This window comes from Paenibacillus sp. FSL R10-2199 (assembly GCF_038000235.1).
Taxonomy (GTDB): Bacteria; Bacillota; Bacilli; order Paenibacillales; family Paenibacillaceae; genus Paenibacillus_AQ; species Paenibacillus_AQ phytohabitans.
In genome coordinates, this window is the sequence record NZ_JBBOBO010000001.1 from 6,213,321 (window position 1) to 6,231,578 (window position 18,258).

Consider the following 18,258-nt stretch of genomic DNA (forward strand, 5'->3'; position numbering starts at 1 on the left):
TTTAGTCCGTTGCCTTTTTCATGGCCTTGGCTACTTCCTGGTCCACAGATTCCTGATAGAGATCAGCGTAGGTTTTGGAATCTTTGATGAGGTCGTCGCAGAACGCCGCTACGTCATTGCCCGTCACTTCAAGCACCCCTTTCCCCAGTGCAGCGCCCTCCTCAAAAAGATCGACAATCCCCGAGAGCAAGCCATTCCCCTCCGTCAGCTCCACAGGACCGACCTTAAACAGATATTTTTGCAGCTCTTTATAGACAATCTGGTAATCCTGCGGCAGTGCTTTGACACGCGCAACATGCGCCCGCCACTCTTTTTTCCCCTCGATCATATCCCGTATTTTCATTGTATCCTCCTCCTACTTCCCTAATTTCCGGGCAATATTATCATTAAGCTGCTGGCGCCACTTGTCGCGGTAAGACTTTGCCCCTTCTTCACCCGCCAGCGCTGAACAGAAGCCCCGGATATCATCACCTAATACCTCCCGGGCATTCTGGCCGTCCGCCGCCGTTTCTTCCAGCAGGCCAAGCACACCGTCAAGAATGGGCATGAGGTTACGGCCGGTGAAATCAGAATGCGGCCAAAGCTCAGCTTTAATTTTCTCCCAGGCCGTCTGATAATCAGGCGGGAGCTTTTTTACCCGCAACTCAAAAGCCTGGAATTCTTTGGTCATATCTCTGCCGGTGATCTTATCCCAAAAATTCATTGATTTCTCTCCTTTAACTCGTTCATTTTGGATGATACAAACTCCCATTTCCCCCAAAACTTCTGCAGCTCCTCACGCCCCGCATCATTCAGCGCGAAGAACTTTCGCGGCGGCCCCATATCCGAAGGTTTCTTAGTGGTATCGACCAGCTGGCTTTTCTCAAGCCGGATCAGGATGGTGTACACCGTTCCCTCTACAACATCGGTGAAGCCGAGGGCATTCAGCTGCCTTGTGATTTCGTAACCGTAGGTTTCGTTGCGGCTTATAATTTCAAGGACACAGCCCTCAAGTACGCCCTTGAGCATTTCTGTCAGATTATCCAGCACAATTCCTCCTCACTACTCTGTATGACTGGTATTCAGTATTACTTACTACCACTACATAGTAACACATAGTAGCAGATTGTCAATAGCTGTTAATCTGATAATTATGCTAAAGGGCGGATTTGTTTAATCCCCCCTCGTCCGTTAAACTAAAGCTGTATTTAGCGGGCTAAAATGTAACATAAGGAGGCTGCATATGGGACGTGTAATTCTGCAGATGAATGTGACACTGGACGGTTGCTGCGACCACACGCAGGTGATAGCGGATGAGGAGCTCCACCAGTATACGGCGGATTTGATGGACCAGGCCGATGGCCTGCTTATGGGACGTAAAATCTACCAGCTGATGGAAGGCGCTTGGCCAGCCATTGCTATTAGCGGTGAAGGACCCCAATTTATGGTCGACTTTGCACATAAGCTCGACCGGAAACCCAAGTATGTCTTCTCGCGGACGCTGGATCACTTGTCGTGGCAGAACTCTTTTTTGCTAACGGGGACCGTATTAGAGGAAGTGCAGCAGCTTACGGCAGAAGGAAAGAGCCTGATCGTTAACGGCGGTCCCGGCCTGGGCTCCACTCTGGCAGGGCTAGACTTGGTGGATGAATATCACTTCCTGGTACAGCCAATTGTTGCCGGACACGGTCCTAAGTTATTGGGGGAAATCCGTGACCGGCTGGATCTGAAGCTGAGCGGAACCACAACCTTCGGCTCCGGCGTCGTGGTGCTCCACTATACGCCCGTCCGTTAACCGCCTGACTGATCACCGAGTTTATGTAAGACGCGCTTCAGCATAGCATACCTGGTTTCTGCCTTTTCCTTTAGCCTCATATAGAGCTTCGTCGGCTTTCTCCAGCATTTCTGCCGGGGCAGATTCCGGAAAAGAAGAAACCCCTACAGAAATCGTTATCCTTAGCTGGGACTGGTCAGGGAGTACAAAGATGCTGTCTTGAACCGAGGAACGCAGCTTCTCGGCAACCGTCATGCCCTTATCCGCCGTACACCGCAGAAGCAGAACCGCGAACTCTTCCCCTCCTTTGCGCGCACAATAATCGCGTATACGGATACCGGACTGGAGAATATCAGCGAGTTTGGACAGGACCACATCTCCGGCCGCATGCCCGTATGTATCATTAACAACCTTGAAATGATCGATATCTATTAACAGCAGAGAGAACGGTTCATTCTGGAGCGCGCTTATTTCCGCCGTTTTTTTGAAAATCAGATTAAAGGACCGGGGATTATGGAGTCCCGTAAGAAAATCCCGCTCTGCCGCCTCTTTAAACATTTCTAATGCGTCATGGGATTTCTCCAGGTGGTTAATGAGCAAATAATTAAACAGGCATGCCATGAAACAGATCATGTCAAATAAAAGAATCGTGCCTATGTTAGTCCAGCCTACCAGCGGAAGCAGTATACAGGTGGAGAGTATGACCATACCGCAAGCTGCAGCCAGCCACCGGTAAAATGCGGGGATTTTAAGCGAAAAAGCAAAAACGCCCACCAGAAAAGTAATCACGATATTTACAACACCCAACAGGGTCGCTTCATTAATTTGACCAAGGAAAAAAAGCCGGAACAAAGCAATTAAACTTGTCGAAATCATCCCGGTAACAGGCCCGCCAAGATATGAGGATGCCAGGATCGAGACTTGCCGGAAGTCTATAATGGTGCCATCGCCTAAAGGAAAAGCAAAATACAGCTGAACAATGCCAAACAGTCCAAACCCGATTCCGTATAAAGCATGTAATTGAAGCTTGGAGAACGCCCGCTTTCCTTTTAAGAGGGCCAATATCATATCCCCAAAAAAGATAAACGTAGTAAGCAATGAAAAATTGATGAGCAAATTAACAAGCATAACATACCCCTTACAAAATAAGTGATATCCCCTTTGATTCTATAGGGATAGTTGAAGACACCCCATCAGTATAGCATGTACATTCGTGTAATTCTCTATCAAAATAACCCCCAAAATCGTTTGCATTTTTGTCGAAAGATGGGGTCGTTTTATATAGAAAAAACTTCCTTTAATTGTTAAACTAATTGGAGTCAACTAATACATTAAAGGGGTTTATTATGTCACGTTCAAAAAAAGCTCTCATCATTAGTGCAATTGTTATTTTGTTTGAAATCCTCCTGCTATTATCCTTCCCTTTCCTTGTAGTAATCGCCTTCAATTTCCTTTTCCTTGCCCTCGCCGCCATCCCTGTCTGGTTATTCGGAATGATCTTCCCTCAGAAAGTGATCTGGTGGGGGAATGAGGATAACCGTAACCGGAAGAAGGTTTCAAAGTACGCAGGAATTCAGCTGCTCCTTTGTTTCATTATTGCAATCGTTATTATTCCCAAAACCGAAGATCAGACTTTAAGCGCGGCAGCCCCCTCACCTTCACCAGCTCCTGCGGCCACCACGAAGTCTGTTGCAACAGAGGAACCGGGTGTCTCAAGAAATACACTTGCCTCCATTCCAACACAGAAACCTGTTCCAACTAAGAAACCCGTTACTACAACCAAACCTAAAGCCACCAACAAACCCGTCACCACAACCAAGCCCAAGGCTACCAACAAACCTGTCACCACAACAAAACCCAAGGCCACCAACAAACCTGCGGCCACTAAAGCACCTGTCCAGGATGTATATTACAAGAATTGTGATGCTGTTCGGGCGGCAGGAGCTGACCCCATCCGTGCCGGAGAACCAGGGTACTCGCGCAAACTGGATCGGGATGGTGACGGCGTAGGCTGTGAATAAAAATAGGTGAATACACTCAGCAGCATATCAAAGAGGCCCATGCGCAAACCGCATGGGCCTCTCATATTTACATCCCGCCAATAGATCAGATGAGGTTATTGCCCCATCAATATTTTGGCATATGGCGAGTCAATCGGCATCATGATAACCGGCTCATTCTTCAGCGTGGTCACATAACTCTCCAGCGTACGATAGAAGCTATAGAACTCAGGAGACTTTCCATAGGCCTGGTTATAGATCCTGGCGGCTTCCCCTTCTCCTTCAGCGATGATTTTCTTAGAATCGGCTTCGGCCTGGGCCATCAGCTCTCTTGAGGAACGGTCGGCCTTGGAGGTGATTTTCTTGGATTCCTCGTCACCCTCGGACAGATAACGCGCAGCGATGGACTGGCGGTCCGATATCATCCGGTTGTATACACTTTGTTTGTTCTCCTCCGGCAGATCCGTACGTTTGATCCGTACGTCAATCACTTCAATCCCGTAATTATCACGGGTTAAGGCGGCAATGACATCATTGGTGATCTCATCGTTAATATTGCCCCGTCCGGTGTCCTCACTGATAATATTCTCATAATTGACTTCCGACAGCTTGCGCCGCACGGAGTTATATACCGCTTCATCAATACGCTGAATCCCGCCGCCTACCGATTGTACGGTTCTAAGGAATTGCGAGGCATTGGTAATTCTCCAGACGGTGTAATTATCAACCACAATCGGCTTCTGGTCCTTCGTCAGAATGCTGGTGGGTGAGCTTTCGTATGTCATCTGATACTTGGGGAGAGCTGAGACATTCTCGATAAAAGGGATTTTCAGCCTCAGTCCAGGCTCCTCAACAGTACGCATCGCTTCACCGAAGCGCAGGACTACCTTGTATTCACCCTCCTTCACTACATACATAGAGCCTGCAAGCAGAATAGCTAGAACAATAGTTGATATCAGTCCGATGATCTGGTTTCTTGTCACTCTGCATCTCCTCCTTGCGGCGTGGCCGAAGCTGCCGGGCTGACCGGAGTGCTGCGCATCAGCTCATTCAGCGGCAGATAATTCACAGTATCGCTATCCGAGTTGGTAATGAAGATTTTGGCGCTAGGTAATATAGTCTCCAGTGTCTCCAGAATCAACCGGCTTTCGGTTACGCTCTTATTGTTGCTATATTCGGCAAATATGGCGTTAAACTGGGCTACATCGCCTTGCGCATTCAGGATACGTGATTTCTTCTCGCCCTCGGCTCTCTCAATCAGCGCCTGCGCTTCACCGCGTGCCTTAGGGATGATATCGTTCTCATATTTCTTGGCGTTGTTAATCTTCGTGTTCTTCTCTTCACGGGCATTGGTAACCTCGCGGAAGGCTTCCTCTACCTGACCGCTCGGCGGCTCAATATCCTGGAATTTGATATCAATGATCTGAATACCGGTGTTGTATTTCTTCTGCAGATCGACGAGCAGCACCCGGACCTTATCCTGAATAACCGTCTTTCCGTCTGTAATGGCATAATCCAGCTTCTCGGAACCAATGACCGCACGGATGGAGGAGCTGGCCGAGTTACGCAGAAATTTGTCCGGGTCATCAATGTTATACAGATAATTGCGGACATTGCTGATCTTCCACTGTACTACAGCATCGGCAGATACGATGTTCTCATCGCCTGTAATCATCATCGCCTCATCTTCAACAGCTACAGCTCCATCAGCCTCCTGACGGTACCCGATATGTATCCGCTGGGTCAGTTCCGCAGGCACCGTTATCACTTCCTGTATTGGATAAGGCCATTTGAAATGAAGTCCTGCCGAGGACTCGTTGGTGTATTTGCCGAAGGTCAGGATAGCTGCACGTTCCTGCTCCTGCACGGTATAGAATGAAGTTGCGCCAATATAAATCAACACAGCGGCAGCGGCTACCCCTAATCCAATCTTCTTGTACATTCCCGGTTTCAGCTCGGGAAGCTTGCGTCCCGGGATCGGATTATTCCCATCCCCATTCATGAAATTCAAGATGCATCGCTCCTTTTTACGTATTTAAGTCTATATAGAGATACATATACGTAAATAAAACAAAAAAGTCGCAAATTTCGCGACTTTGTTCAATCTTATTGGATTTTACTGCGTTTCTCTTCTTCGCAGTAAGACTAGCGCCGGATATCTGTATGAAGGTTTGCTTTCACAGCAGAAACCAGCCACAGGAATAGCGGAATTCCGATCATATTCACAGGCAGCACATAACGGATCCATACCCCCTTCAGCAGCAGCCCGGCCGGAGGATTCAGAATGATCACCAGCATGGTGAGGATGAACGAGACTGCGGCTACGATCAGGGATATTTTTTTCCAGCTGCCGGTCTTGCCGGTCCACTGGGCCACGCCATAGCTGGTAATGAACATATAGATGGACAGCTTGACGAATATGCAGACCAGCCACACCGCCATCACAAATATATCCATATTCTGAATGAACTCCATCAGATAGACCAGCTTGACCATCTCAAAAAAAGGAAATTGCAGCCGTCCGCTTACAGCCGGACCGAAGGTCATAATGACCCACAATACGCCAAACAGCAGCATTACCGAGGATAAGGCCACTCCCAGCAGCACCGCTTTTCGGGTTCCTTTGCCGGGATGCTCCACAAAGGGAAACAGCATCATGAGCAGAACGGATTCGCCCAGCAGCGAGACCGGTGCCAGGGCTCCTTGCAGGATTGGTCCCGGTCCGATATCTGCATATACGGGCAGCAGCATCGGCGCATTGAGATTATTGATGGTGAGCGCAAAGGTGAGCGCAAGAATAATCATCAGAATCGGCCCCCACAGCTCACTGACCCTGCCGATGGCTTCAATGCCTCCATGATAGACCGTGTATATAACTACGCCCAGCATCGTTCCGATGACTACCCAGGCAGGTGTTTTATAGAGGACACTCAAGCGTATGAACAAGAATTCATCGCGCAGAATGAGACTGATCACCCAGAACCATTGGAGAATGAACGGAATGACAATCAGCTTGCCGCCCCATTTTCCCAGAATAGTCACACTGTACTCTATCAAGGTCTGCCGGGGATACCGGGAGCTGAGCTTGGACGCAATATAGGTAATGACCAGACCCGCGCCTCCAGCCAGAATGTAGGAAATCCAGGCGTCCTGCTTGGCATAAAGAATCGTTGCTGTCATCGAAATCAGCAGGTTGATCCCGATTTCCAGCATCATAATCATCCAGAACAGCTGCCGGTTGTTGATCTTCATTTCCCTTCACCGCCGTCTCTCGTTGGCAGCAGCGATTGTCCTGTCAGGCCTGTTCCAGTAAGGTTCAGCTTAACCGTAATGTCCATATCAATATCCGGAAAGATCGTATCCCAATCCGCAGCAAGCTTCTTCCACTGATACGGATGGCGGTGATGAATCGTATCTCCGAAACCGAAGATGTCACATTTGAAATCCTTCTGCACTTTGGTTAAGACTTTCTTAATCCTCGCTTCAAGGTATTGATTCATCCGGGCTTCGACCTTTTGCACATTGTCCGGCCTGGAGAGGTTCAGCGGTGAATTATTCTCTTCAATGAACCCCTTTCCCTCCAGCAGAATCCGGAATTTGGGCAGAGCTCCGGTCATAACCGGTGTAATTTGACTCTTGAAGGTGTCCACATTAATGCTCACGGTCTTGCCCCTGGTTGCTCCAGAGAGGGCATCCGCTGCCGCTCCCTCCGGCTTGTCTGCATCAATAGAGTTGATAATTGTAGTGAAATTCCGGAAGGCCAGCCGGTTCGTAATCCAGAGTCTGACCCAGAATTCATCATAATTCAGATATCCCGCCAGCTTCAGCTTCTCATTAAAAACAGCCGCCCCGTATAAGCTTAAGGTCGTCTGCGGCGGGCTGTCCTCCGGTGTCTTCTTGTCCGTATTAACTTCCGGAGTTTCAATCGAGAGTGCAGGCATGACGCCGCAACCGGTGCCATTGGCCATGATGAAGAAGTCCAGCAGTGAGCGGCTGATCGGTGCCCCGCTTTTCTCCTGAATCTTCTGCACGGCAATTGCCGGATTGGCTTCAAGCTGATAAGCAATGCTCATCGCCTCCTGCGCAGTCCCGCCCTTGACAACAAAAATATTCGACCGCGGGCGGACCATCGGGCTTCGGCCATACTCGTCCATGATGGAGAAGACCCCCTTCTCCGCCAGCTTCTCCCCGATAAAGATATTCCGCCGGTGTCCCGGAAACAGTACCCGCGAAAGCTTTCTCTGCATATTCTGTTCGGCATCCCTGTTGTTCTTGCCGAAGGCACTTTCGGTCATGAACCCGGATGTGCTGCTCTGTCCTCCGCTTTCCTGACCGCCTGATTTGGATACCAGCGGCAGCACAAGATTGGCCGTAGCCAGATATTCTCCGTTCTCCATCAAGTCCATGCCCCAGCCCAGGACAATCGCCTGGTCGTTCAATTCCTGACGGTCCCAGCAGCCGGTCAGAATCAGGGATAAGGCGAGGAACACAGAGCTTATTTTCCTGAACATATGCCCCCGTCCCTTCCTGCCGGTTATTTGGTGCGTTTGGGGAACCGCTCAGTCTTGCCATTGGCCAGCCATGGCATCAGCCTGCGCATCTTATATTTGGGTGCACGTACAAGCACATCATTCAGATTCTCCATAGACAGCGGCGCATAAGGCGCCATATAAGGTATCCCAAACGGCTTCAGCGTCACCATATGCACCGAAAGCATAATCAGAAACAATACAATTCCATAGAAGCCGAGAATTCCGGCGGCAATGAGCAGAGGAAACCGGAGCATCCGGTAGGCAGCTCCCAGGTTATACAGCGGAAAAGCAAATGAAGCGATCCCCGTCAGAGACACAATGATTACCATGGGTGTAGATATGATTCCAGCAGCTACTACCGCTTGTCCAATAACAAGGGCTCCGGCAATACTCACCGCAGGCCCTACCTGCTGGGGCAGCCTGATCCCTGCTTCACGCAGACCCTCGAAGATAAACTCCATAATCAGAGCCTCAAACACTGCCGGAAGTGGAACGCCTTCTCTGGCAAAGGCAATACTGACCACGAGCGGTGTAGGCACGACCTGCAGATGGTAAGTGGTCAATGCCACGTAAAGGGAAGGCAATAAAAGTGAAGTATGGACGAAGGTATATCTGATCCAGCGCACAAAGGAGGCATACATAAATCTGTCGGTATAATCATCTACAGCCTGCAGCCCGGACCAATAGGTCATTGGAACGATGAGCACAAACGGCGTGTTGTCCGTAATAATAATAACCTTGCCTTCCAGCAGGCTGGAGACCGCCACATCGGGCCGCTCGGTATTCTGAATCTGCGGAAAAGGCGAGAACACGTTATCCTCAATGTATTCTTCGATATTGCTGGAATGAATGATCCCGTCAATTTGGATTTTTTGCAGACGGGCTCTCACTTCCTTGATCAGGCTCTCCTTGACGATACCCTCCATATAGCCGATTACAATATCCGTTTCCGTGATACTGCCGAGTGTCATACTTTCCAGCTTCAGCTTGGAGGAGCGGATACGCCGCCGGAGGAGGGAGGTATTGGTCCGCAGCGTTTCCATGAATGCATCCCGCGGGCCGCGGACAACCTTCTCCGAAGTAGCCTCCTCAATCGAACGTTTCTCCATCTTGATCAGGCTGGCCACCATCGCAAAAGCGTTGCCCTCTGTGAAAATAACCGTCTCCCCGCGCAGAACGGCCTGGATGACTTCCTTCGTATCATAGACTATGCGGATTTGCAGTGTCGGAATAAAGACCTCCTTTAGCTCTGCCTCTCTGCCTTCATTGACCTTAGTGCTTCTGCGGAAATGCTCCAGCAGCGGCTGCAGCACAAATTCATCCACGGCATGCGTATCGCACATCCCGTCCACATAGATCAGTGTTGCCCGGTTGGTCCCGTCAATGCTGCAATTCCGGTACATAATATCAGAGCAACCCAGAAACTCCAGCTCCATCCGTTCTACGTTGAACGCAAGATCCGGATACAATCTCTCTGGCTCATTATGCTCTTTGGCTGATTGTTGTTGTTCCATGCGGCATCCATCCCCCTCCTGTTGGTATTTGCTGGAGGGGACGAAATTATGCATAGATCCAGGACATTCACCGTTTAAGCCAGCTCAGTCCCAATCCCCATTTCTCTCGCCTTTTTAACATAATGCACCGCCGCAGCGATATCAAAAACAGCCATGCCCATCGGACAGAAAAGGATTGGATCATCGGCGGCGAATGTACTGAGACTGCGGCGGCAGACGACATCGGCAAGCGTCTGTGTTCCGGAACGGGTCAGCCCCTGTTCCAGGTGAAGCTGCTCGATATCCGTATTCTCCCGGCATACTTCCTCCCAGTCGTCGACGATGATCGCTTTCAGTGAAGCCAGCGCCTCCGGCTTGTAATCACGCAGTGAAACATTCAGAAGCAGCATGCCTTTGGCGGGGGGAATATCAATATACCGGTGATCGGACACTGTACAGGTGATAAGAATATTAGAATGCAAGTAGACATCCGCCCACGTCTCTGCCACTTCCATCCGCTCCATGTATGGAGATGGAATTCCTGACAAGTCTGCTCCCCGTATATCGTAGATACGGACCCGTTCAATCCGGTCTCCGAACAGAGCCATAACCATCTGACAATGATATTGCCCGATAGGCCCCCAGCCGATAATGCCAAGCTGAATCCGCTCCATTGAACGGCTCTGCAGCACATGGCGGATCATCAGCCCGCTGACAGAAGCCGTTCTGACGATGCTCGGAAGCGGCGAGTTCAGAATAGCTGAGGGCTGGCCCGTACCCTGGTCATTTAATACGATGATACTATGCGCACGCGGGAGACCCGACCTGATATTGTCAGGGAAGCTGGAAATCCATTTGATCCCAGCTGTATTGACATTCCCCCCGGCATAAGCCGGCATGGCAATGATCCGGTTACGGGGATTCTTGTACCTCAGGTAGGGCTTTACCGGCTGCACATAATCACCGGAATGGATGAGGTGCACCGCAGCTTCTGCTGATTCTGCAAGAGCAGCCCAATTCAGGCCCACTGCCCGCAGATCCTGGTCATTTAAGTACAGCAACCTGTCTCCTCCTTATGCGTTCAAGTTAGGAACTCTTCATCTGCTGGCGGCAGCTGCTGTCCGAACTGGCTCTGAACCCAGGAATCCGAGAATACCGTATCGAGATAACGTTCACCCTTATCATGCAGAATAGCGGCGCAGACAGCTCCGGGAGTGAGCTGCTGCTTCATCTGCCGGATGGCCGCAAGAACTGCCCCGGAGGACGCTCCGGCCAGAATGGATTCCTTCCGCGCAAGCGCCCGGCAGCCCTGAACCATATCGGAATCGTTAACATGCACAATATGGTCAATCAAATCTGTTCTGCAAAAAGGCGGCACAATGCCGGCACCAAGGCCGGGGAACCGCCGTTTCTCCTGATTGCCGCCAAAAATTGCGCTGCCCGCTGCATCAACAGCCACAATCCGGGTCTGCAGCCCGTTGTCCTTCACGTATTCTGCAAGCCCGCGGATCGTCCCGCATGTACTGACAGCGCAGAACAGATAATCCACCTGTCCAAGCTCAGCCACGATCTCTTTCATGGTTGTATGATAATGGGACAGATAATTATTGGGGTTCGCATACTGGTTCGGCCAATAGCTGCCCGGTACCTCCGCGAGCAGCTGCTGCACTCGCTTCAGTCTGGCCGGCAGAAATTCCCCTGTTTCGGGATCGGGACAGGCAACATAATCGATGGTTGCGTCCAGGGCCCTCAGAATCTGAAGATTCATCTCTGTCGTCCTGGAATCCACAACACTGATGAAGCTCATCCCCAGATATTTGCAGATCATAGCCAGGCTGATCGCCATATTTCCCGAACTTGATTCAATGATGACTGTACCCGGCCCGATGAGCCCTTCCTTCCAAGCCTCCCGGATCATCCACAGTGCCGGACGGTCTTTCGCGCTTCCTCCCGGGTTCATCAGCTCCAGCTTCGCGTATACGCTGAACCCGCCTCGCGGAAACAGATGGTCCAGCCTGATCAATGGCGTCTTGCCGATGGCGGATAAGATACCGGTGTCCAGGTTCAGCTCTGCCCTGTCATTGACTCCATCCTTCTGATAATACAGCTTCTTGTTCTTCACCTGTCCGCTCTGGAGCTTTCCGTCCTCTGCTGCCAGAATGACCTCAATATCGTCAAGCAGATGATTGCGGATCATCAGACCGATTTCCGGAATGCATTCCCTGATTTCTTCCCTGATCGCCGGAACTTCGGATGGAACCGCAGATCTGCTCTGGATATACACAGTTAAAGCATTATTGCTGACCTGGACCCGGATCATTGCATCCTGGAGATGACGGTAGACCACCTGTTCAATATCGTAGATACTGATCTTCTCCCCGTGCTTCAGCTCGCGGCCCACCCGTTTGACGATAGATCCGAAGCTCTGCTTCTCCGTCCCGTCTATCTTCACTGTCCTGAAATCCCTTACGACATCATAGGTAACAAAACGGATAGCGGGCAGCAGCCTGCGGACAGCTGAGGTAAGCACCAGGATGCCTTCGCCAACTCCCAGAGGGTCCAGCCCTTCCCCTAATGCCTCAGTTCCGATGACTTCCGCAACAATTCCGTCAGCAAAGATATACCGGCCCAGATCATGCGAATAGTACGCGATTGTGCCGATTTCAATAGACCCGTACGTATCGGTAATGTCCTGCGGCTCAAGGCCGAACAGCCGGGCCATATTCCGCTGCCACTCCACTGTAGCGATCTCACCAACCAGAATGATCTTGCGGATTCCGAGCGAACGCGGATCTTCAGCAGCATTTACGATATGGTCCAGAATAGAGGGCATCGTATACAGCAGGTCGGGCTTAAATGCCTGAATCCGCCCGATATGCTGCTCTATCGGCAGCTCGAAGGGGATTGAGCTGCTGACAAGTCCCAGCCGTTCGAAAATGGCCAGCGCCGTATTCGCAGCATGTCCGGTTCCCATATCGGCCAGCGCCCTAGTACATCCGCTTCCTGCAATCAACTCACCGAACAGCTTGGTTTTGATATTGATATAATGGGCGTCATCTTCTTCTGAGTAGACTATAGCCTTGCGCCGGCCTGTACTTGTACCCGATGTCCGGTATACGGCGAGCGAAGCATCGGGTGAGCTGCTATAATAATGGGTTTCAAGAATGTCCGAGGTCATCAGGGGAAGGTTCTGCAGACTGTAATTCATAGTCTCACTGCTGCTAATAAGCCCCTTGTACCAGGGAAACTGCCCGATGACTTCAAGTACTTTATCCCGCCAATTGTCCATCAGCATCATGGATGCCTCCTGCTCCGGCTGCATGCCGCAGCCTCTTGGATTCACACCTTCAATAACATATGTAGCAATCTCCCGGTGTGTTCTGCCCATCACGTCTGCCCAATCAAAAGCCCGCTCTCTGCCGTACTATGGCCTATAAGAAGCTACCGGACGGAGGGTTACGATGAAGAAGCAGATCAGCCGTATTTCCAGTAAACTGACGAAGACAAGAGTACTGGCGGAGAAGCCGGAATTAAAGAGGCATATCCCGGACACACGAAGAATGAGCCGGAGTGTTCTGCATGCAATGCTGCAGAAATACCAGATGGTATATATTAAGCCCTGCTGCGGCTCACTTGGCGAGGGGGTTATCCGGGTTGAACAGAGGACACCTGCAAGCCGGGGCAGCTCTGGCGGGAGAGATTCTGTCGTGACGCAAAAATGCACCTACCGCTATCAGGCAGGTACACGGGTGAGCATATTCGATGATTATGACAAGGCATATCAAGCAATCATGGAGGAGACCGGAGGGAAATCCTATTTAGTACAGAAGGGTATCCGTCTTCTGACATACGGCGGGCGGCCGTTTGATATCCGCGTAATGGTGCAGCGCAATCCTCAGGGAAAGTGGGAAGCTACAGGAGCGGCAGGACGCGTCGCGCATCCGCAGAAGGTGGTTACGAATGGAAGTCAGGGCGGGACCATATATCCGGTCGAGGAACTGCTTGGCGTTCACACCAGCCTGAAGAAGCACAGCGCTCTGATTACGCAAATGAACGAACTTGGCGTGAAGTCTGCCATTCAATTAAGCTCTGCCTATCCGGCGCTGAATGAAATCGGCGTAGATTTTGCCTTAGACCGGCGGCTTAGCCCATGGATTCTGGAAGTGAATACCGCCCCCGATCCCTGCCCGTTCACCAAACTGAAGGACACCCGTATGCTTGACCAAATGATCAGATACGCCAAAGCCTACGGCCGCACCTATAATCTGAAGTGCATGAAGGCAAAACGCGGGATGAGATGATAGCATGAATCCCGCATTCTGCTCGCCGCCCCTCCGGGCTAAGGCTTCAATGCGCCTCCCGGTAGGCACCCGGTGTACTGCCGGTATATTTCTTGAATACTTTATTGAAGTAATGCTTATTCTCATACCCGACCCGGCGCCCGATCTCGCTAACTGGCAGATCACGGTGGGCACTAAGCAGCTTTTGCGCTTCTTTGATCCGGGTGGCATTCAGATAATTCACAAACGTATCGCCGGTCACCTTCTTGAAGAGGTTGCTGATGTAGTTGGGATGAAGCTTCATCAGGTCGGCCAGATGATCGAGGGAAAGGTCGTTCATATAATTCATTCGGGTATACGCAAGAATCCGTTTGGCATGAGGAGGACAGTCCGTGCTGTCCATAGAGGGAAGATCCCGGTTCACTTGACTCAGCAGACGGGACACCTCCTCCTTGTCCACTGGCTTCAGCAGGTAGTCCACCACGCCGTAACGGAGCGCCCGGCGGGCGTATTCAAAATCATCATATCCCGTAAGAATAATGAAGCGCTCACATAAACCGTTCTCCTTGGCCTCCTCCATCATTTCAAACCCGTTTTTCTCCGGCATATGCAGATCGGTTACCGTAACATCCGGCATGTATTCCTTCATGATCCCAAGAGCCTCGAAGGCGTCGCCTGCCTCCCGGATTTCAGTTCCGACCGGCGCGGCTGCGCCAATCACCTTGACCAGTCCTCCAAGGATGATCGGCTCATCGTCTACTATTAAGATTCGCATGCTCGCTCGCCGCCCCTTTCGCTATGATAATAGTCAAGCAGGTACCCTTGCCCTCCTCACTCTCCAGAACCAGCCGGGAAGCTCCGCCATAGAACGATTTAATCCGCTCGCTGACGTTATACAGCCCCACGCCTCCTTCCGCCTCCTCCCGGGGCTTCACCTCATCTCCCTGGGATAACCGGCTGTGGATCTGCTGCAACCTGTCTTCGGGAATCCCTATGCCGCTGTCCGACACACTTATCCTGATCTCGTCCTCCGTCTCGGCGGCCTGAATGCGGATATGGACAGGCCGGAGCGTCACGGAGGCTCCATGGATGATGCTATTCTCGACCAGCGGCTGGAGGATGAACCTTGGACAGCTCATCTGCTCGGCAGCCACAGCGATATCGACCTCATAGGTCAGTCTCTTCTGCAGCCGCATTTTATGAATATTGAGGTAGAAGACCACAGTCTCAATCTCTTGGGAGAGGACCGTATGATCCTCTTGGGCGGACAGGCTGTACCGCATCAGCTTGCCAAACCAGTACGAGATTTCAGCCACTTCCTGGTCGTTGTTGGATTCCGCCAGCATCCGGATCGTCTCCAGCGTATTATAGAGGAAATGCGGCTTGATCTGGGCCTGAAGGACTTTGTAAGCGGCTTCCTTATTGCGCAGCTCCGCACGGTGGACATTGTTGATCAGCTCATCCATACGCAGGAGCATGGAATTATAAGTCTCGGTGAGGAAACTGATCTCATCCTTGCGGCCCGGCTTGTCTTCCTTGCTGATCGACTGCTTCAGATTATCATCATTCAGGTTGCGCATATGCCGGGCCAGCCGGAGGACGCGCTTAGTGATCGTCGCAGCCAGCGTGTAATAAGCAAAAGACAATAACGCCAGCAGGACGGCGAAGGTGGTAATCATCACGATCTCCTGGCTCCTGATCGAACGGAACACCTCGGATACCTTGCCGATCACGGCGACCCGGACACCCAGCTCCTGAATGAACAGCTGGTTGACGATGACCTTACGGTTGATGAAATACGTCTGCGACTCCTCCGATGCCATTCTTGCCCAGGTTGCAGGATCAACCGCCGAGGGAATGCCTTCCCTCTCCGGCGGTAGAAGCAGCGCGGTCCAATCCCCTCCGCCTGTCGCCCGGTAGAATTTGCGGATCAGCTCACTGCCGACCCGCAGCTCCAGCAGTCCGACAATCTCGGTAAAGTCATGATTATATATGTTCTGATAGAACACCAGCGGGGGTGCTTCGACCTTGGAATCGGGGAGTATCCATTTGCCCTGTCCCGGCCGCAGCATACGGGTAGCCTCGGCACCCTGTTCATCCAGCGCTGATAGTTCGAGCAGCCGGTCAGTAATGGGCAACACGCCCTGCTTGGTTATATAGATTCTGAACGTGTCGATCTCCGGACTGATATTAAGCGATTGCAGAATCACCGGATTAATATAACGGTTATAGGCATATATGCTCTCTGAGTCCGTCTCATAGCTGCCGTCCAGATAGTCAGTGACATACGGGTTGTACTGGAGCATCCGCTGGGTGGAATCGATCCGGGCCAGATCCGCCTTCATATTGGAATAGGCCTGCTCCAGTATCTTCTGACGGCTCTCCACAAACTGTCTGCTTACACTGTCATAGAGCTTGCTGTAATAATAATAGCCGAAGGTAACGACCGGAATAAAAATCAGCAGGATATATCCTAATATCATTTTGCGTACAATGCTCACGGCAGCCTGTCCCCCCCCGGTGCCCGACTTCTTTTTTTCTAATCCTACCATGAACATGTAAAACCCGGTAGAGACAGGTCTCTACCGGCAGGAATTCCCTTACTTGAATAATTCTTTTTTCTTCTGATAGGTTGTATTCGCCCAGTCGGTGAGCTTCTGCAGCCCTATGTTCTCTGCATTCTTCACCATATTCTCATAGGCTGCGACTGCCGCCTCTTCCGATTCTGCCAGATAGATCTTGACCTTCTCATTCTTGACCATCTCGTCAATCTTTGTCTTGATGGTCTTCTCCTGTGAATCCGGCTGGGTCTGGATCAGCCCGATCTCCGGCTTATAGACTCTGACGGACTTCAGATCCATCAGCGCCTGCGTCTTCTGCAGCTCAGGAACATAAGACAGCATGCCCTCGGTAACCCCATCGTTATAGAGATACCACCACTTAATCCCGTTGCTGTTCACAAAATCGGCATCGGACGGATTATATTTGAAGTCGGGGTGGCCCTCTTCATTCCAGGTCCAGTGTATCCCTTCGACTCCGAACATCGTCAGCTTCTTGCCCTCGTCGCTGGCCAGATACTGGATGAATTTGATGGAGGCCTCCGGGTCCCTATTCTTCTTGGTGATGAAGGTTCCGGAGAAGCCGAGTCCTGAACTGACTACCTTGGCATCCTTCGACAATACGCTTGGCAGCATCTTGAAGGAGAAGTTCCCCTGATTGCTCTTGATCTTGATGTTATCGGTATCTGCGGTGGATACGGTATGGCTATGGGCGAAGGCTTTGCCGCCCGTAGCATATTGATCATCAATCTGGTCATTGGCCAGTGCGAAATTCTCAGCCAGGATATAGCCATTGCGGTACAGGCTATTCATGAACTTGAAGAAGTCCAGCATCTTGGGCTGCCTGATCGCATACTCCACCTTGCCGTCCTGTTCATACCAGCCGTCGAGCAGGGTCTCCGTACCGAACTGGGCCAGGAAATACTGTTCAATCCAGTCCTTGTCCATGATCAGCGGGACCATCTCGGGATATTTCTCCTTGACCATGCCCAGCACCTTGACGAAATCATCCAGGGTCTTGATCGGCGGATTCCCCAGCTCCTTCAGAATATCCTCCCGCACCGCGATGCCCGGGTTGCCGTCGCTGCCTAACGAATATTTACTATTCTTCATCTCCTCCTGGGTCGCAAAGGAATTCCGCACGGTATAGAACTTGCCGTCATCCATGGTATGGATGGCAATCCGGGTCTTGTCAATCTTGAAATCCGGCGCATATTTCTCAATCAGCTCATTCCAGGAATATGACAGCTTCGAGTCGGATAACCGGTCTATGTTGGAAGAGGTGAACACCAGGTCCGGCAGGTCACCGGAGGCAATCATCAGCGGAAGCTGCTTATCATCGGTAGCGACCGTAACCTTGAGCTTCACTCCCGTCTTCTCGGTAATCATGTCGGCGACCGGGCCCTTCCATTCCGTAACCGGGTACCACGACGCATCAATGAACAGGCTCAATTCCTTCACTTCCGCAGGTTTGGCCGGAGAATTCCCGCCTGCTGCTGCGTCCGGACTGACGGACGGGGCGACCTGGACGGCATTTCCTCCGCTGCCGCAGGCGGATAATACGGCAATTGAGAGTGCGGCTGCAACCATCTTGAAGCTTCTGCTTTTGTTCAAGCTAATCCCTCCATGATTGAATTAATAA

General features: G+C 51.2%; 17 protein-coding genes. 3 read left to right on the forward strand and 14 right to left on the reverse strand.

Features of this window, described 5'->3' with window-relative positions; translation table 11 throughout:
* Position 1 precedes the first annotated feature (1 nt).
* The 3 genes from NYE33_RS27450 to NYE33_RS27460 are packed head-to-tail and all read right to left on the reverse strand — an operon-like array spanning position 2 to position 1,008.
* Entirely contained in the window at positions 2-343 is a 342-nt protein-coding gene (locus NYE33_RS27450) for a DUF1048 domain-containing protein (protein ID WP_042135978.1), read from the reverse strand.
* A gap of 12 nt (positions 344-355) precedes the next feature.
* The gene (locus tag NYE33_RS27455) at positions 356-703 is read right to left on the reverse strand and encodes a DUF1048 domain-containing protein (protein WP_042135976.1); all 348 of its coding nucleotides are present in this window, start codon (positions 701-703) and stop codon (positions 356-358) included.
* Positions 700-1,008, reverse strand: coding sequence for a PadR family transcriptional regulator (locus NYE33_RS27460; RefSeq protein ID WP_269323273.1), 309 nt, complete (start codon positions 1,006-1,008; stop codon positions 700-702). Before NYE33_RS27460 ends, NYE33_RS27455 begins: the two co-directional genes overlap by 4 nt.
* Before the next feature lie 214 nt (positions 1,009-1,222).
* Here NYE33_RS27460 and NYE33_RS27465 point away from each other — a divergent pair, with 214 nt between their 5' ends.
* Positions 1,223-1,774, forward strand: a complete 552-nt coding sequence (locus NYE33_RS27465) for a dihydrofolate reductase family protein (protein WP_042135972.1) — start codon at positions 1,223-1,225, stop codon at positions 1,772-1,774.
* A 21-nt stretch (positions 1,775-1,795) separates the two neighbouring features.
* Here NYE33_RS27465 and NYE33_RS27470 read toward each other — a convergent pair whose 3' ends face one another.
* Positions 1,796-2,815, reverse strand: coding sequence for a GGDEF domain-containing protein (locus NYE33_RS27470; RefSeq protein WP_341068387.1), 1,020 nt, complete (start codon positions 2,813-2,815; stop codon positions 1,796-1,798).
* A gap of 284 nt (positions 2,816-3,099) precedes the next feature.
* Between NYE33_RS27470 and NYE33_RS36590 the strand changes: the two genes are divergently transcribed.
* Positions 3,100-3,774: an excalibur calcium-binding domain-containing protein gene (locus NYE33_RS36590; protein WP_445669794.1), complete on the forward strand. Its 675-nt coding sequence runs from the start codon at positions 3,100-3,102 to the stop codon at positions 3,772-3,774.
* 95 nt (positions 3,775-3,869) lie between these two features.
* On the opposite strand, the gene hflC is transcribed toward NYE33_RS36590, so the two are convergent.
* The 7 genes from hflC to sbnA form a co-directional block, all read right to left on the reverse strand.
* A complete protein-coding gene (gene hflC / locus NYE33_RS27480; RefSeq protein ID WP_341068388.1) occupies positions 3,870-4,736 on the reverse strand; it encodes a protease modulator HflC in 867 nt (288 codons plus the stop codon).
* On the reverse strand, positions 4,733-5,755 hold the full coding sequence (gene hflK / locus NYE33_RS27485) for an FtsH protease activity modulator HflK (protein WP_081970485.1): 1,023 nt from the start codon (positions 5,753-5,755) through the stop codon (positions 4,733-4,735). The genes hflC and hflK overlap by 4 nt, the downstream gene beginning before the upstream one ends.
* A gap of 143 nt (positions 5,756-5,898) precedes the next feature.
* Positions 5,899-7,005 carry a GerAB/ArcD/ProY family transporter gene (locus NYE33_RS27490; RefSeq protein ID WP_341068390.1) on the reverse strand — a complete coding sequence of 369 codons (1,107 nt, stop codon included), beginning with the start codon at positions 7,003-7,005 and terminating at the stop codon, positions 5,899-5,901.
* Positions 7,002-8,264 carry a Ger(x)C family spore germination protein gene (locus NYE33_RS27495; RefSeq protein WP_341068392.1) on the reverse strand — a complete coding sequence of 421 codons (1,263 nt, stop codon included), beginning with the start codon at positions 8,262-8,264 and terminating at the stop codon, positions 7,002-7,004. The genes NYE33_RS27490 and NYE33_RS27495 overlap by 4 nt, the downstream gene beginning before the upstream one ends.
* A gap of 23 nt (positions 8,265-8,287) precedes the next feature.
* A complete protein-coding gene (locus NYE33_RS27500; RefSeq protein ID WP_341068395.1) occupies positions 8,288-9,799 on the reverse strand; it encodes a spore germination protein in 1,512 nt (503 codons plus the stop codon).
* Between the two features lie 74 nt (positions 9,800-9,873).
* On the reverse strand, positions 9,874-10,839 hold the full coding sequence (locus tag NYE33_RS27505) for a 2,3-diaminopropionate biosynthesis protein SbnB (RefSeq protein ID WP_341068397.1): 966 nt from the start codon (positions 10,837-10,839) through the stop codon (positions 9,874-9,876).
* A gap of 20 nt (positions 10,840-10,859) precedes the next feature.
* The gene (sbnA, locus tag NYE33_RS27510; protein ID WP_341068758.1) at positions 10,860-13,166 is read right to left on the reverse strand and encodes a 2,3-diaminopropionate biosynthesis protein SbnA; all 2,307 of its coding nucleotides are present in this window, start codon (positions 13,164-13,166) and stop codon (positions 10,860-10,862) included.
* 73 nt (positions 13,167-13,239) lie between these two features.
* Here sbnA and NYE33_RS27515 point away from each other — a divergent pair, with 73 nt between their 5' ends.
* The gene (locus NYE33_RS27515) at positions 13,240-14,079 is read left to right on the forward strand and encodes a YheC/YheD family protein (RefSeq protein ID WP_341068399.1); all 840 of its coding nucleotides are present in this window, start codon (positions 13,240-13,242) and stop codon (positions 14,077-14,079) included.
* 46 nt (positions 14,080-14,125) lie between these two features.
* Here NYE33_RS27515 and NYE33_RS27520 read toward each other — a convergent pair whose 3' ends face one another.
* The 3 genes from NYE33_RS27520 to NYE33_RS27530 form a co-directional block, all read right to left on the reverse strand.
* Complete coding sequence (locus NYE33_RS27520; protein WP_042135958.1) at positions 14,126-14,833, reverse strand: response regulator transcription factor; 708 nt, start codon at positions 14,831-14,833, stop codon at positions 14,126-14,128.
* A complete protein-coding gene (locus NYE33_RS27525; protein WP_042135956.1) occupies positions 14,808-16,559 on the reverse strand; it encodes a sensor histidine kinase in 1,752 nt (583 codons plus the stop codon). Before NYE33_RS27525 ends, NYE33_RS27520 begins: the two co-directional genes overlap by 26 nt.
* A 99-nt stretch (positions 16,560-16,658) precedes the next feature.
* A complete protein-coding gene (locus NYE33_RS27530) occupies positions 16,659-18,230 on the reverse strand; it encodes an extracellular solute-binding protein (protein WP_341068401.1) in 1,572 nt (523 codons plus the stop codon).
* Positions 18,231-18,258: the final 28 nt, after the last annotated feature.